Origin of the sequence: Streptomyces platensis (assembly GCF_008704855.1) — a bacterium.
In the GTDB taxonomy this organism is placed as follows: Bacteria; Actinomycetota; Actinomycetes; order Streptomycetales; family Streptomycetaceae; genus Streptomyces; species Streptomyces platensis.
The window spans coordinates 653,333-668,180 of sequence record NZ_CP023691.1 but is presented as its reverse complement, the minus strand read 5'-3'; the positions used below and the strand labels follow the sequence as shown (position 1 = coordinate 668,180).

Below are 14,848 nucleotides of genomic sequence, written 5' to 3'. Positions count from 1 at the left end.
TCACGATGGGGACAGTGAGACGGACGTCTTGGCAGCCGGAGGGGCGTCATGAGCGACGCGGAGGCATGCTCACCGCACCGGCCGATCCGGGTGTTCCTGCTCGACGACCACGAGGTCGTCCGGCGCGGGGTGGCGGATCTGCTCGATGCCGAGCCCGATATCGAGGTGGTCGGCGACGCCGGGACGGCCGCCCATGCGCTCGCGCGCGGACCGGCGCTCCGGCCGGATGTCGCGGTGCTGGATGTGCGGCTGCCGGACGGCGACGGGGTCTCCGTGTGCCGGGAGCTGCGCTCGCGGATGCCGGGACTGGCCTGTCTGATGCTCACCTCGTTCGACGATGACGAGGCGCTGCTCGACGCGATCATGGCCGGCGCGGCCGGTTATGTGCTCAAGGAGATCAAGGGGGCGGATCTCGTCGCCGCGGTGCGCACGGTCGCCTCCGGCAGCTCGATGCTCGATCCCGCGACGACGGCACGGCTGATGAGCAGTCTGCGCGGCGGCGACTCCGAAGCGCCGCCCGAGGCGGCGGCGCTCTCCGGCCTGTCCCCGCGGGAGCGGGAGATCCTCGGTCTGATCGGTGCCGGACTGACGAACCGGGAGATAGGTAAGCGGCTCTATCTCTCCGAGAAGACCATCAAGAACCACATCTCCCGCCTGCTGGCCAAACTCGGTGTGGAGCGGCGCATCCAGGCCGCCGTCCTTGCCACCCAGGCCGCCTCGGCCTCCGGCGCGGGACCGGGCCCGCACGGGACCTGAGGCGGGAGCGACGGTGCTTCCCACCTCGTACGGCCCCGGAGCCCAGGGCCCCTCCGGCCCGTTTCTCCGACCCCGAAAGGAGCACCGTCATGGAGCCGGACATCATCACCGTGGGGCTCGACGGTTCGCCGGAGAGCCTGGCCGCCGCGCAGTGGGCCGCTGACGAGGCGGACCGGCGCCAGGCGGTGCTGCGGCTGCTCCATGCGTGGATCCTGCTGGCCGCCGAGGCGGCGGACACGCCCCCCGAACGTGACGAGAACGCCGCCGCGCGGCAGATCGTGCGCCAGGCCCTGGACCAGGTCCGGGAGCGCCGCCCGCATCTCCAGATCATCGAGGATCTGGTGGGGTCGGAGGCGGAACCGGCGCTGGTGCGCGCGGCCGGGGAATCGCTGATGGTCGTGCTCGGGTCGCGGGCTCTGGGGACCTGGCAGAGCTATGTGCTCGGCGATGTGAGCCTGAACGTCGTGGGCGGGGCCAAGGGACCGGTCGTCCTGGTCCGGGCGCCCGGGCGGGCGAAGACACCGCGCCATCCCTCCGGGCACGACGCGCCACCGGCTCCCCGGCCCCGGGTCGTGGTCGGCGTCAGCCTCAACGGCCCCAGTGACCGGATGCTGACGTTCGCCTTCGACGCGGCGGCGAGCCGCGGCCTTCCGCTCCAGGCCGTCCACGGGCGCCCGCTCCCCGTGCAGGCGTACACCCCGTGGGGCATCGACCCCGATGCCGCGAAGGAACTCACCAAAGAGGCGGACATCGAGCTGCGGGACGCCCTGCGCCCCTGGTGCGAGCGGTTTCCCGGTGTGCTGGTGCAGGAGACCGTGCTGCCGGAGAGTCCGACCCGGGCCCTGGTACAGACGGTCTTCGGGGCCGAACTCCTGGTGGTCGGCCGCCGGCTGCACCGCCCGCTGCTCGCGCCCCGTATCGGCCCGGTCGCCCACGCCGCCATCCACCACGTGACCTGCCCGGTCGCCGTGATTCCGCACGACTGAGCACCTGCAGAGCGCACTCCCCGCCCATGGGGCCGACGAGATCCGGCCCGGCACACCCGGAGGGACTGGCCAGAGATGAGGCACCGCACCGTGGCAGACCTGATGACGCCCGAGGCCGTCGTCGTCCAACGGGGCACCCCGTTCAAGGAGATCGCGCGGCTGCTCGACGAATACGACATCACCGCGGTACCCGTGCTCGACGAGAACGACCAGCCGGTGGGGGTGGTGTCGGAGGCCGATCTGCTGCGGCGGCAGATCGCGAAGCTCGGGGCGACCACCGCCGAGGCGATCATGACCAGCCCCGCGGTGGTGGCACGCCCCGGGTGGAGTGTTGTCGAAGCGGCCAAGACGATGGAGAAGAAGCGGGTCAAGCGGCTGCCCGTGGTCGACGACTCCGGACGGCTCATCGGGGTGATCAGCCGCAGTGACCTCGTGCAGCTGTTCCTGCGCCGGGACCGGGCCATCCAGGAGGAAGTGCTGGAGGAGGTACTGACCCGCACGCTCGGGGTGGCCCCGTCCGCGGTCACGGTCGAGGTCTCCGACGGCCATGTGACCCTCACCGGCTCCCTGGAGCGCAAAAGCCTGGTCCCCATTGCCGTGCGGCTGTGTGAAAGCGTCGACGGGGTGGTCGAGGTGGTCGACCGGCTCAGCTACCTGCGCGACGACACCGTGCACGGGCCGGCCGCGCCGGAGTAGCGCGAACGGGCCGTCGCCCGGCGCCCGGGAGGCGGCCGCGGCACCCGGAACTCACCCCTGCGGCACGACCGAGACGGGACAGTTGGCATGGTGCAGGGCCGCATGAACGACGGGGCCGAGCAGCATCGGTGACCGCCGGCTGCGGCGCCCGACGACCAGCAGGCCCGCATCGCAGCAGGCCGCCAGCAGCACGGGGGCGGCCCGGCCGCTCGCCACGTGCGGGACCACCTCGACGGCGGGGAACCTCGCCCGCCAGGGCAGCAACGCCTCGGCGAACGTCTCCTGCTCCGCGACGCCGGCCGCCGTCCCGTCCGGCGAGCGGCCCGGCCCGGCGCGTACCGGGGCCACGGTCGCCGCCGGGCCCCACGCCCGTACGGCGCGCACCCGCGTGTGATGGGCGTCGGCGGCCGTGAAGGCGAATTCCAGCACGGCCTCGTCCTCCGGTCCCGCATGCCGCACGCCCACCACGATCTCCCGCTGCGGAAACGCCGCGTCCTGGCGCACCGTGACGACCGGACACTCCGCCTGGCCCAGCACCTGGAGACTGACCGAGCCGAGCAGGAAACCGGCTATCGCACCGTGCCCGCGCGACCCCAGAATCAGCATCGTGGCCTCGGCGCTCCGCTCCAGCAAGGCGTCGGAGGGCCGCTCCGCGACCTGCTCGGTGGTCACCGCGATCCCCGGGTGCCCGGTGTACGCCAGGTCCACGGCGCCACGGAGCAGCTCGGCCCCACGGCGCTCCCGGCCGGCCGCCTCCGGATCAGCCGGCGGGACGTTCGCCGACGGGGACCCCGAGGAATGCAGCAGATGCAGCGCGAGACCCCGGGCCGCGGCCTCCTCGGCGCCCCAGAGCACGGCCGGCACGCTGTTCCCCGTGCCGTCCAGTCCTACGACCACCGGGCCGGCCATGACGCACCTCCGCGCACTCCGGGCCTGCACGGGCGCCGGCGCCTCGCCCCTGCCTCTCCAGCGTGGCCGCGGCGGCACCGCCACCGGCATGAGCCACTCGGCCCCATCGGCCGGCCGGCAGGCCCGGAGGGGCTCGCTTCCGGCACCCGGCCGGAGCACCCTGGAAACAAGACCGTGTAGCCGTGAACCGAGCTGTGAGGTGCCTGATGAGCACTCTCGAAGAACATATCGACGTGAGCGTCCCCCTCGATACCGCGTGGGACTGCCTGCACCGGCCGGAAACCTATCCGCAATTCCTGGACGGGGTGCGCGAGGCCCGGCCGGAGGGCGAACACCGCACACATCTGGACATCGACGCGGGCGGCCGGCCACAGGAGTGCGTCGTGGAGATCACCGACCGCACCCCGGAAAACGTCATGAGCTGGCAGACCACCAGCGGTCCCGACCTGGCGGGCACCTTCTCACTGCTGCCCCTCGACGAGCAGCACACCCGGGTCCAGGCCCGGTTCGAGTACGACCCGGGAACCATCAAGGAGACGTTCGGCGGACCCCAGGGCTTCGCCCAGGCCTCCGCGATCGAACGCGGCCTCCGCAGTGACCTGGCGCAATTGAAGCAATGGGTGGAAGGGGAACGCTGAGCCACACTGCCGCGCCCGCCCCCGTGGCCCGCCCTGGCGCATGTTCCGCCGCACCGGTGCGGGCCACGGGTGGCTCGGTCGGCGCCCACGAGGGGTGGCTCGGTCGGCGTCCACGAGCCTTGGTGATCATTCGCGCGGTCATCATTCACGGTGAATGCGCGCGGCCACTATCGCTCCGTCCCGAACGGTGTAGGTTCCGGCGAAGAAGCGATGAGTGCCATCGGTCTGTGTGGCGTCCAGTTCCACCTCGACGGTGTTGCCGACCACGGAGCGCACCGTGACGTCGTCCCTGGCCGTGTCGCTGAAAGTGCGCACGAAGTAGTCGTACGGCCGCCCCGTGATGTTCTTCCCACCGAGCGCCCAAGCGGCCACGTACTCACCGTTGTTGATGGCCCGGAAATACGCTTCGACCACCTCGGTGGGGTCCGGCGCGGGCTGGTCCGGCGCGACCGGACGATGTCCGGCTGTGTCGGGTGTCCATGCCAGACCCAAGGGCTGAGCGACCGCTGCTGGACGGGCGTGGGCCGGGGCCGCTGCCGCTCCGGTGGCGACTGTCGTGGACGCCCCGGAACCGCTCCCGGCCGACGGGGCAACGCCCAGAACCGCGCCGGTACCCATGAGGATCGCGGCCATCGCCACCCTGAAGCTCCGCATCACGGGGCCGATGACTCCTGGTCGAGCGCCGCAACGGTAGTGCCCGAGGCCCTTCCGCTGTGCGGAACGGCCCTTTGTGCAGTGAAGTCCTGGATGCTCCATCATCGGAAATCCCGAGCAAGACGAGGATCTGGATCTTCCTCTTCCATCGTGCGCTCCATGCCTGTCGGATGCATCTGCACGGGCGAGACCGCGGAAGGGCGCAGTGTTCCATCGCGGCGGTGAGCCTCAACTGGACTTCTGCCCTGCCCTGTTCTGCGGGGAGCGTGTCTCTGGGGAGCGGCACGAAGATGCGAGCCTCTGTGAGCTGTGATGTGCTGAGAGCACTCAAGTGCCGACGCCTGTACGCATGGAGCCACTGACCATGACGCGGAGTGCACGTCGCAAATTCATGACGCTTACCTGCGCGCCCATGCTCGCTGTGGGGCTCGCGGTGGGCGTGCCCCCTGCCGTCACCGCAGCTCCCGCTGACACCTGTTCCCTGCGCACGGTTGACGGCCAGGAGGTCGGGCGGAATGTGGTGACCCCTGCCTCCGATGCTGATGTTCCCTCATCTCCTCCTCATATCACGGTGGTTGGGGACACCTGCCGGTTCATGGCGCGGAACCGTGCCGAGGCCGCCAAGCGCGACCCCGTCGATCTGAGCGCCCAGCCCATCACGGTCAACGGGATGGGCCCGCTGCGCATAGGTATGAGCCGTCAAGCGGCCGAGCGTGCGGTCGGGGCCCGGATTCCCGATGGCACGGTCGCGGCCTTCATCGCCGGGGAGCGCTCTTTCGCCGACCCGCTGCCCTGCGGCAGTGACTGACGGCTCCTTGCATCAGGCATCCGCCGGAACTACAGCCGGACGACGACGAGGGCGATGTCGTCGCGGGCGCCGGCGCTGACGCCGAGGCGGGCGAGCAGGGCGTCAGCGAGGCGTTCGGGGCTGAATGTGCTGTAGCGGGCGAGGGCGTCGGTGAGGCGGGTGAGGCCGGTGTCGATGTCCTCGTCGCGGCGTTCGATGAGCCCGTCGGTGTAGAGGACGAGGGTGTCGCCCGGCACGTACGGCAGGTGGGCCTGGGGGCGCGGCACCTGTTCGGGGTGGGCGCCCAGGGGCGGGTCGGTGGCGCGGTCCAGGAGTTCGTGGGTGCCGTCGGCGTGCAGCAGGACGGGCGGGGGGTGGCCGGCGCTGCTGTAGGTGACCTGGCGGCCGGCGGTGTCGATCAGTGCCTGGACGGCGGTGGTGGCCAGCGCCTTGTCGACGGAGCGGGCGTACAGGCCGAGCACTTTCAGTGCCTGGGCGGGACCCTCGACGGAGCGGGCGGCGGCACTGAGGGCGCTGCGGAGCATGCCCATGACGGCGGCGGCGTCCAGCCCGTGGCCGACGACATCGCCGACCGCGACGGCGAAACCGCCCCCGGGGAGGTCGACGATGTCATACCAGTCGCCGCACACGTTCAAGGAGCCGATGGCGGGGAGGTAGCGCACCGCGATGTCACGGTGCCCGGCGAGGTCGGGGGAGTGGAGCATGGCCTCCTGGAGGGTGAGGGCGACCTGGCGTTCGCGGGCGTGGGCCCGGCGCAGTTCCTCGTTGAGGTGCTGGAGCGCGCGGGCCCGGACGTACAGCTCGGCCTCCATCGCCTCCTCGCGTTCGCTCAGCCGCCCGCCGGGCATCGGACGGGACCGGCGGGAGTGGACGAAAGCGGTCACGTCCTCGACCCGGTGGATGATCCACGCCACTCTGCCGTCCGGCCCTGGGACGGGGGTGTTGATCGTGGACCACCAGCGCTCCTCGAACTCCCCGGGCCGCTCCGTCACGGGGATGTCGTACCTCTGCACCGCCATCGTGTCCGGCTCCCCGGTGGACAGCACGCGGCGCAGTGAGGGGTGCAGGTTCTGCACCCCTTCGGCGTCGGGGTCCTCGGGGTTGTCGGGAAAGGCGTCGAAGACGTACTGCCCGAGCAGCTCGTCGCGGGTCCGCAGGGTCGCGTGCAGGTACGCCTGGTTGACGTCCACGATGACCAGCTCCGGATCGAGGACCAGGCACGCGCTCGGGGTCGCGGCGAACAGCGCCGCATGATCGAGCTCCGGTCTGCTCACGCTCCCTGCCCATCCTCCCGCGGCCCGGTGCTGCTGACCCTCGTCAGGCCCGCCTTCCACAGCCGCGGCGTGGCCCGCGTCCGTTGTCGGTGTCGAGCACCGCCGCGGGTCCGTCCCCGGCGGCGGCGGGTTACGCCCCCGGCGGGCGGAAGGCGACCGACTTCCTGGCGGCCTCGTCGATCTCCTCGACGGTCAGCAGCGGAATCGTCTTGGAGTGCAGGGCTCCACTGGCACGGACGGTCATGGCGATGGCGGCCATCGACACATGGTCGGGGAAGTCGAGAACGCAGTAGAAGTCGTCGTCCCCGTAGGCGAAGTAGAGCGTCTCCAGCGTGCCGCCGCACGAGCTGACCACCTGCTCGACAGCCGCCTTGCGTCCGGTGCCGCCCTCGGCGAGCAGGCCCTTCATGCCCTCGGCGGTATAGCTGGCCTGCACCAGGTACTTCGGCATCCGGCTCTCCCATGCTTCAGCCCATGCGACAGCGGACCGCGGTATGGCGGTCACACGGCCACCCTCGCCCGTAGGGTGCGGACCGGCCAGCGGGCGGCCGCCGGGTGGGTGAGTCGGCGGTTGGGTGAGTCGGCGGGCGCGGTGGGACTTCGTGGCGGGCCGTCGAGATCCGCAGCTCCCGGTGCAGTCCGCACGTGCCACCGCACGGTGCGGCGAGTTCTCTCCCTCCCCCGCAGGGCTGCCGGGAACCAGGCGCCGGGACCGTACGACTGACTGGACCGGGGCCCGGAGAGGGGCCGGAGCTGTCGGGAGGGGCCCATGCTGGTGAAACGTGGCAAGGAGCGGGAGGCCGCCGGGCCGGACGGGGGCACCGCACGGGCGCCGGGCGGCCGGGCGCTGACCGTGCTGCTCACGACGGCGATGGCGTTCTCCATGCTCCAGCTGTTCGTGATCGGGGCGCTCGGGCCGCGGCTGGTCGGGGAGTTGAGGATCTCGCGCACGGTGCTGGGCCTGACCACCACGGCGGGCTTCGGGGCGGCGGCCGTGCTGTCGCCGATGGCGGGCCGGCTGGTGGACCGGGTGGGACCCCGGCACTGTCTGATCGCACTGCTGCTGCTCACCGCCGCCTCGCTGGCGCTCATCGGCGCCGTGCCGGGGGCGAGCGTGCTGCTGCTGGCCGTCGCACTCGGCGGTGTACCGCAGGCGCTGGCCAACCCCGCCACCAACAAGGTGATTCTCGCCGCCGTTCCGGCCGAACGCCGGGCCGCCGTCACCGGGTGGAAGCAGTCGGGGGTGCAGTGCGGGGCGTTCGTGGCGGGACTGCCGTTGTCGCTGTTGGCGGCGGGGGTGGGCTGGCGCGGTGCGGTCTGGTCGGCGGCCGCCGCGGCGGCGGTGGCCGCGCTCTGGGCGGCCCGGGCCCTGCCGGCCGACCCGCCACCGGCCACCACGGGCCCGTCGGCCGCGGCCTCGTCCCCTCGCGACACCTGGCGGCTGGCCGCCTTCTCCCTGCTGCTCGGCTGCGGTATCGCCTCGGTCAACACCTACCTGGCGCTGTTCGGTTCGCAACGCCTCGGGATGACACCGACCACGGCGGCGGCACTGGTGGCCGTCCTGGGCTTGGCCGGTATCGGCGGGCGGGTCGGCTGGGCACGGGCGGCGGGGCGGCCGGGATGGGCCGAGGCGCTGCCGACGCTGCTCGCGGCGGGTGCGGTGGGTGCCGCACTGCTGCTCGCCGCCGCGCTCCGGGCACACCCGCTGGTGTGGGTGGCCGCCGTCGCGGTCGGCTCGTTCGCGGTGTCCGCCAATGCCGTCTCCATGGTGCTGGTGCTGCGGAAGGCGGCGCCCGGCCGGGCCGGGAAGGACTCCGCCCTGGTGTCGGCGGGGTTCTTCGCGGGGTTCGCGGTGGGACCGCCCCTGTTCGGTGCGTTGGTCTCCGCGAACGGATACGGGCCGGGCTGGTTCCTGGTGGCGGCCGAGTTCGCGGCGGCGTCGGCGATCGCCGTTCCCCTGATGCTGCGTCGTACCGGAGGACCCGATGCATGAGCCCACCCATGGGACCGCCCATGAGCAGAGCCGTGAGCAGACCCATCAGCAGAGCCATCAGCAGAGCCGTGCGGCGACTGGCCACGTGCCATGGGCCGACCGTGCCTGGGCGGCGGTGCTGGAGCGGACCGGGCAGACCGCGGCCGAAGTGGGGCCGCGCTTTCCGCTGTACGCCGACCCGGAGACCGGCACCTGGAAGACCACCTCCCGGGGGTCCTGGACGGGTGGCTTCTGGGCCGGACTGCTCTGGCTGCGCGCCCTCGCGTCCGGCGCTCCCCAGGACCGGTCGGCCGCGGCCGCCTGCACACGGAGACTGGCCCACTGGATCGACCAGGACACCGCCACCCGCGGGCTGATCTTCTGGTACGGCACCGGGCTCGCCGCGGGGCCCGGGGGCGACGGCCTGGCGGCCGGGCTGCGGGAGAGAGCGGCCCGGTCCTGTCTGGCGGCCTACGACCCGGAGCGGCAACTGGTGCCCTGGGGCGAGGCGTTCGGCGGCCCCCGGATGCTGGCACGGGTGGACGCGGTGCCGGGGCTGGTGCCGCTGCTGGCGGGTCTGGGTGCGGAGGGAGAGCGCGCGGCGTACGGCCATCTGACCCGGCATCTGACGCTGAGCCGCAGCGAGAAACCACCGCGCCCGGCATGGCAGGCCGGGCCCGATGACGGCTGGACGCCCTGCGCCGAACCCGCGCCGGGATGGAGCCGCACCACGCCCTGGCTGCTGCTCGCCCTCGCGGACGGACTCCACTGCCTCGCCGACGGGCTCAACTCCCGGGCGGCCGGGGCCCTGTGGGAAGCGGCGGGACAGCTCACCGCACCGCGGCTCGCCCCGGCGGGCCGGATCACGGCACCACGGCTCGCGCCGGCCGCCCCGCTCACCGCACCGCGGCTCGCCCCGGCCGCCCGGTTCACCGTGTTGCTGCCCTCCCCGGCCGCCCCGCTCGTCCCGCCGGCACAGGAGGACCAACCGTCCGGCCCGCTCGACACCTCCGCGGCCGCCATCGAGTCGGTGGCCCTGCTGAAGCTGGCCGCCCTGGCGCGGGCGACGGGCCGCGGGAGCGAAGCCGACCGGCTGACCGCGCGGGCCCGGCAGATCCTGCACCGCCTGTGCACCGGCCATCTCTCGGCCCGTGGGGCGCTGACGGACGGGTGCTACGACGCCGCCCGCGCCCTCGCCCCGCGCCATGAGCTGATCTGGGGCGACTTCTTCCTGGCGGTGGGGCTTGCCCTGCTCACCGGCCGGATGGCTCCGTTCGCGACGTGACGGGGTAACCGCGCAGCACCCGGCGGGCCACCGCCGTGATGTGCAGTTCGTCGGGGCCGTCCAGCAGCCTGGCCGTGCGGCCGGTGCGGAACAGCCCCGGCAGCGCGGTGTCCGGACCGAGCCCGGCCGCGCCGTGCACCTGGATCGCGGCGTCGGCCACCTGCTGAAGCATGCGGGCCGCCGCCACCTTGGCCAGACCGGTCTCCAGCCGGGCGTCGCCGCCCGCGGCCAGCCGGGCCGCCGCCTCATGGACCAGCGGCCGGGTGGCACGAATCGCCAGCAGCGAGTCGAAGACCATCTGCTGAACGAGCTGACGGTCCGCCAGCGGCCCGGCCGACTGGCTCCGCGACCGGGCCCGCAGGCACATCAGATCGAAGGCCCGCTCGGCCTGTCCCAGCCAGCGCAGACATCGCAGCACCCGGCCGAGCACCAGCCTCTCCCCGGCGATCCGCAACGCCTGGCCGGGGGCTCCCACCACCTGCTCGGGCGGTACGGCGACCCCGTCGAGCTCGATCTCCCACTGGCCGCCGGCGCCCAGGACCGGCAGCTCCCGCACCACCGTGAACCCCGCGGCGGACGCGGGCACCAGAAACAGCGACAGGCTGTCCGTTCCGGGCCCTTCGTCATCCACCCGCGCCAGCACGGTGACCAGATCGGCGTCGCCCGCGCCCGAGGTGAACCACTTGCGGCCGTGCAGCACCCAGCCGCCCGCGGTGTCCGAGACGGCCCGGGTCGCGGTCAATCCCGGGTCGGTTCCGGGGGTTTCGGGCTCGGTCATCGCATAACAGGTCCGCACCTCGCCGTCGGCGATGCGCCGCAGAAACCGGTCCCGCACGGTGCCGTCGGCGTGCCGGGCGAGCATCAGCACATCGAGGAGGGGTGCCGAGCCGAGTGCGGCGGGGCCGTGGTCGCTGGCTCCCTCGGCCTCCGCGACATGGAAGTAGAGCGGCAGGCCGAGCCCCTGGCCGCCGTACTCCTCAGGCAGCGGCAGGGCCCACAGCCCCGCCCGCTTCGCCTCGGTCTGGAGTCCGCGCAGGGTGGTGCGCGCCGCGTCGCCCCCCGCGTCCAGCACCGGCTCGCACGGCATCACCCGCTCCCGTACGAACGCCCTGACCCGCTCGCGCAGGGCCGCGGCCTCCGGCGGGCAGCCGGGCTGCCCGAGTCCGGCGGCCCCGAGGGGCGGGTCCGTCGCCGACAGGTGCTGCTCAGGGTTCATGGCGTGCACGGCCTCCTCCACATTCACCGGGAACTCGGTGAACCGACAGTCCGACTTACTGGCCGTGGAGTTGGTCGGCGCGGGACGCCGTCCGGTTCCCGTGGCTGTGTGTGAACCAGGCGGCAGTCCGCCGCCGGAGAGGAGTGCCGTGGGACACCCTGCCGTCATCCGCGCGTCCCGACCGCTGGAGGAGGTGACCGTCCGGGTCGCGGGCCCGTCGGCGCTCACCGCGCCGGCGGCCGGCCATCTGCGGGCGCTCGGCGCGACCCTGACACCGCAGACGCCCGGAGCGCACACCGGGCCCGCGACGTTCGAGGCCACCGGCGCGCCGGGCACGGCCACCGCGCACACCGCCTGGGCCGATGTCCTGCCGGACGCGGACGCCGTCGACGAGCCCACCGTCCAGGCGGCCACCGGCATGATGCAGGTGCACGGCAGACGCGACGGCCGGCCGCGTGGTCTCGCCGTCGACTACGCCGCCACCTGCGCCTCCGTGCTCACCGTGCAGGGCCTGCTGGCCGCCCTGCTCGGCCGGGCGCGCGGCGGCGCGCACCCCGCACAGGTCACCACCGGCGCCGACCGGGCCGCGCTGCTCACCCTCGGCCAGTACCTCGCGGCGGCGAACGCCCCGGAGACCGAAGCCGTACCGCTGGCCCCGGGCGGGCCGCCGTTCACCGCCCGGTGCGGCACCCGCTTCGAGCTGGAGGCGCTGGACCCCGCCCCCTGGGCCCGTTTCTGGCGGGAGCTCGGCGCCCCCGAGGAGGCGATCCGCACCGGCTGGCAGCCCTTCCAGTTCCGCTACGCCACCGCCTGCGCCCCGATACCCGAGGCCCTGCACCGGGCGGCCCGTGCCGTGCCCTGGGCGCGGGTGCGACAGGCCGCCGCCACCTCGGGAGCAGAGGTGTGCCCCCTGCACGCCCCGCCCGCACTGCCCGGAACGACGGACGGCACCGCACCCTGGAGTCTGACCCCGCGGACCGCGGACCAGCCCCTGCCGGCCACCGGACCCGCCGCCCACGCCGCTCTTCCCCTCTCCGGTCTGACGGTCCTCGAAGCCGGCCGCCGCATCCAGGCCCCGCTCGCCGCCCATCTGCTCCGCCAGCTCGGGGCGGAGGTCCTGCGGATCGAACCCCCGGGCGGTGACCCGCTGCGCGGTATGCCGCCCTGCTGCGAGGACGTCTCCGCCCGGTGGCTCGCGCTCAACCGGGGCAAGAACGCCGTACAGATCGACATCAAGTCCCCTGTCGGACAGGCCGAGTTGCGGGAGCTGGCCTCCGGCGCCGATGTCTTCCTGCACAACTGGGCGCCGGGCAAGGCCGAACAGCTCGGCCTGGACGGCGACCGGCTGGCGGCCGTCAACCCGGGGCTGGTGTACGCCTACACCAGCGGCTGGGCGGGGCGGCTGCCCGATGCCCCGATGGGGACCGACTTCATGGTCCAGGCCCGGATGGGCATCGGCGCGCTGGCCCGCCCAGCCGACGAACCGCCCGCGCCGTCCCTGATGACCCTCATCGATGTCCTCGGCGGACTGCTCGGTGCGGAAGCCGTGGTCGCCGGGCTGCTGCTGCGCGAACGCAGCGGCAGCGGCGTACGGGTGGAGTCCTCGCTGCTGGGCGCCGCGGAAGCGCTCACCGCACCGGCGCTGCGCCGGGCGGCGGCCCGCGGGGCGCTCCGCCGCCCCGCGGGCTTCCGCCGTCCGCTGCCGACCGCCGACGGCTGGATCGCCCCCGCCGACGACTCCGCTTCCGCCGCCGGAGCCCGCGCGGCCCGGTGGACGGAGCTCACCTCCGAGCAGGCGCTCGCCGCGCTGCGGGCCGACGGGCTGGCCGCGACCGCCGTCACCACCGACCTCGGTGCGCTCCCGCAGGACCGGCGCCTCAGCGGTGCCCTCACCCGTGACCCCCACGGCTCCCTCGTCGTCCCCACGCCCTGGAGATTCGTATGACCCCGCGGATACCCGACCTGGTCCCCGGCCCGCTCCGCCGCGCCTGGGCGGCGGAGGGCCACTGCCCCGATCTCGACCTGTACGCGCTGTTCCGGGCACACCGGATGCGTCACCCGCTGCGGACCGCCGTGATCGACGCACAGGGTGAGACGAGCTATGCCGAGCTGGACACCGAGGCACGATGTCTGGCCGCCGGCCTCGCCGAGGCCGGTATCCGTCCGGGCGATGTGGTGGGCGTGCAACTCCCCAACAGCGGCGCGGCGGTGGCCGCCGATCTCGCGCTGGCCGCCCTGGGGGCGATAGCCCTGCCCTTCCCCGTCGGGCGCGGCGGCCGCGAAGCCGTCTCGCTGCTCGCCCGTTCCGGGGCGCGCGCGGTGATCGCGGCCACCACCTACCGGGGGAGCGAGCCCGCCCGGGAACTGGCGGAACGGGCCGATGCCTTGCCCGCCCTGCACACCGTGATCGCCGCCGGCCCGGGCACGGTCCCCGCCGGCTGCCGGTCGCCGGCCGAACTGACCGGCGACGAGCGGGACTTCACCCCCGAACGGCCCGATCCGGACACCGCGGCCCGCATCCTGGTCTCCTCCGGCTCCGAGGCGGAGCCGAAGATGGTGGCCTATTCGCACAATGCGCTCGCCGGCGGCCGGGGCAACTTCCTCGCCTCGCTGCTGACGGACGGCACCCCGCCGCGGTGTCTCTTCCTCGTCCCGCTCGCGTCGGCGTTCGGCAGCAGCGGGACCGCGGTGACCCTCGCCCGGCACGGCGGCACCCTGGTGCTGCTCGACCGTTTCACGCCCGAGGCGGCGCTGGCGGCCGTGCGCGCCCATCGGCCCACCCATGTGCTGGGCGTGCCCACGATGGTGCGCATGATGGTGGAACGCTGCGTCACGGAAGGCCGTACGGCGGACGGGCCGACGGCGCTGGTCCTGGGCGGCTCCGCGCTCGACGCGGCCACCCACGACGAGGCGGCCAGGGTCTTCGGCTGCCCGGTGGTCAACCTCTATGGATCGGCCGACGGGGTCAACTGCCATACCGGCTTGGCGCAGCGGTCCCCGCTCCCGGACGACGGCCCGGGGATCGTGGTGGGCCGGCCCGATGCCGCGGTCTGCGAGATCCGGATCGTGCCGCCGCCCGGTGCGGCCTCGGACGGGACCGGGGAGATCCTCGCGCGCGGCCCGATGACACCCCTCTGCTATGTCGGCGCGCCCGAGCTGAACATGCGCTACCGCACGGCGGACGGCTGGGTACGCACCGGTGACCTGGGGACGCTCGCCGCCGACGGCACCCTGCGGGTCGTCGGCCGCCTCAAGGACATCGTGATCCGTGGCGGCGCGAACATCAGCCCCGCAGAGGTCGAGGGCGAGCTCTCCTCCCACCCGGACGTACGGGACGTGATCTGCGTGGGCGTGCCCGACCCGCTGATGGGGGAGCGGCTCGCGGCCTGCGTGGTGCCGAGGGCCGGCCGGGAGATCACCCTCCAGAGCCTGTGCGCCCACCTCGATACGCGGGGTGTGGAGCGCCGCAAGCACCCCGAGCATCTGCTGCCGGTGACCGGCGCGCTGCCGCTCACCCCCGCGGGCAAACCCGACCGCACCGCCCTGCGGAACCGGATCGCCGGCGGGCTCGCGGCCGAGCCCGCACGGACGGGGTGACCGGCCGGCGGTGGTGGGCGCAGGCGCCAACGGCCCACCACCGCCCGGTGATTCACC

Annotated in this window: 14 protein-coding genes; 9 read left to right on the top strand and 5 right to left on the bottom strand. The window is 73.7% G+C overall.

Features of this window, described 5'->3' with window-relative positions; genetic code table 11:
* The first annotated feature begins 48 nt into the window (after nucleotides 1-48).
* The 3 genes from CP981_RS02915 (at nucleotide 49) to CP981_RS02905 (ending at nucleotide 2,438) form a co-directional block, all read left to right on the top strand.
* The gene (locus CP981_RS02915) at nucleotides 49-756 is read left to right on the top strand and encodes a response regulator (RefSeq protein ID WP_085925878.1); all 708 of its coding nucleotides are present in this window, start codon (nucleotides 49-51) and stop codon (nucleotides 754-756) included.
* 89 nt (nucleotides 757-845) lie between these two features.
* Nucleotides 846-1,742 carry a universal stress protein gene (locus tag CP981_RS02910; RefSeq protein ID WP_085925877.1) on the top strand — a complete coding sequence of 299 codons (897 nt, stop codon included), beginning with the start codon at nucleotides 846-848 and terminating at the stop codon, nucleotides 1,740-1,742.
* A gap of 75 nt (nucleotides 1,743-1,817) precedes the next feature.
* Entirely contained in the window at nucleotides 1,818-2,438 is a 621-nt protein-coding gene (locus CP981_RS02905; RefSeq protein WP_085925876.1) for a CBS domain-containing protein, read from the top strand.
* A 51-nt stretch (nucleotides 2,439-2,489) separates the two neighbouring features.
* On the opposite strand, the gene CP981_RS02900 is transcribed toward CP981_RS02905, so the two are convergent.
* Nucleotides 2,490-3,347 (bottom strand): universal stress protein, encoded by an 858-nt coding sequence (locus CP981_RS02900; protein WP_085925875.1) that lies wholly within the window; start codon nucleotides 3,345-3,347, stop codon nucleotides 2,490-2,492.
* A 206-nt stretch (nucleotides 3,348-3,553) separates the two neighbouring features.
* Between CP981_RS02900 and CP981_RS02895 the strand changes: the two genes are divergently transcribed.
* Nucleotides 3,554-3,985 (top strand): SRPBCC family protein, encoded by a 432-nt coding sequence (locus tag CP981_RS02895; protein ID WP_085925874.1) that lies wholly within the window; start codon nucleotides 3,554-3,556, stop codon nucleotides 3,983-3,985.
* A 141-nt stretch (nucleotides 3,986-4,126) separates the two neighbouring features.
* Here the strand turns inward: CP981_RS02895 and CP981_RS02890 are convergent, their stop codons facing one another.
* Nucleotides 4,127-4,624: a hypothetical protein gene (locus tag CP981_RS02890; RefSeq protein WP_143658929.1), complete on the bottom strand. Its 498-nt coding sequence runs from the start codon at nucleotides 4,622-4,624 to the stop codon at nucleotides 4,127-4,129.
* A gap of 610 nt (nucleotides 4,625-5,234) precedes the next feature.
* On the opposite strand from CP981_RS02890, the gene CP981_RS02885 reads away from it, so the two are divergent.
* Entirely contained in the window at nucleotides 5,235-5,447 is a 213-nt protein-coding gene (locus CP981_RS02885; protein ID WP_085925872.1) for a hypothetical protein, read from the top strand.
* 29 nt (nucleotides 5,448-5,476) lie between these two features.
* Here the strand turns inward: CP981_RS02885 and CP981_RS02880 are convergent, their stop codons facing one another.
* Both CP981_RS02880 and CP981_RS02875 read right to left on the bottom strand, forming a co-directional pair.
* On the bottom strand, nucleotides 5,477-6,721 hold the full coding sequence (locus CP981_RS02880; RefSeq protein ID WP_085925871.1) for a PP2C family protein-serine/threonine phosphatase: 1,245 nt from the start codon (nucleotides 6,719-6,721) through the stop codon (nucleotides 5,477-5,479).
* Between the two features lie 130 nt (nucleotides 6,722-6,851).
* Nucleotides 6,852-7,172 carry a GYD domain-containing protein gene (locus tag CP981_RS02875; protein ID WP_085925870.1) on the bottom strand — a complete coding sequence of 107 codons (321 nt, stop codon included), beginning with the start codon at nucleotides 7,170-7,172 and terminating at the stop codon, nucleotides 6,852-6,854.
* A gap of 318 nt (nucleotides 7,173-7,490) precedes the next feature.
* On the opposite strand from CP981_RS02875, the gene CP981_RS02870 reads away from it, so the two are divergent.
* A complete protein-coding gene (locus CP981_RS02870) occupies nucleotides 7,491-8,714 on the top strand; it encodes an MFS transporter (RefSeq protein WP_085925869.1) in 1,224 nt (407 codons plus the stop codon).
* On the top strand, nucleotides 8,707-9,978 hold the full coding sequence (locus tag CP981_RS02865) for a sugar ABC transporter permease (RefSeq protein ID WP_244329523.1): 1,272 nt from the start codon (nucleotides 8,707-8,709) through the stop codon (nucleotides 9,976-9,978). The genes CP981_RS02870 and CP981_RS02865 overlap by 8 nt, the downstream gene beginning before the upstream one ends.
* Here the strand turns inward: CP981_RS02865 and CP981_RS02860 are convergent.
* Nucleotides 9,947-11,194, bottom strand: a complete 1,248-nt coding sequence (locus CP981_RS02860; protein ID WP_085925905.1) for an acyl-CoA dehydrogenase family protein — start codon at nucleotides 11,192-11,194, stop codon at nucleotides 9,947-9,949. The two genes, CP981_RS02865 and CP981_RS02860, sit on opposite strands and share 32 nt — an antisense overlap.
* A gap of 148 nt (nucleotides 11,195-11,342) precedes the next feature.
* Here CP981_RS02860 and CP981_RS02855 point away from each other — a divergent pair, with 148 nt between their 5' ends.
* Both CP981_RS02855 and CP981_RS02850 read left to right on the top strand, forming a co-directional pair.
* Nucleotides 11,343-13,139 (top strand): CoA transferase, encoded by a 1,797-nt coding sequence (locus tag CP981_RS02855; RefSeq protein ID WP_244329522.1) that lies wholly within the window; start codon nucleotides 11,343-11,345, stop codon nucleotides 13,137-13,139.
* The gene (locus CP981_RS02850; RefSeq protein ID WP_085925867.1) at nucleotides 13,136-14,791 is read left to right on the top strand and encodes a class I adenylate-forming enzyme family protein; all 1,656 of its coding nucleotides are present in this window, start codon (nucleotides 13,136-13,138) and stop codon (nucleotides 14,789-14,791) included. Before CP981_RS02855 ends, CP981_RS02850 begins: the two co-directional genes overlap by 4 nt.
* Nucleotides 14,792-14,848 lie beyond the last annotated feature (57 nt).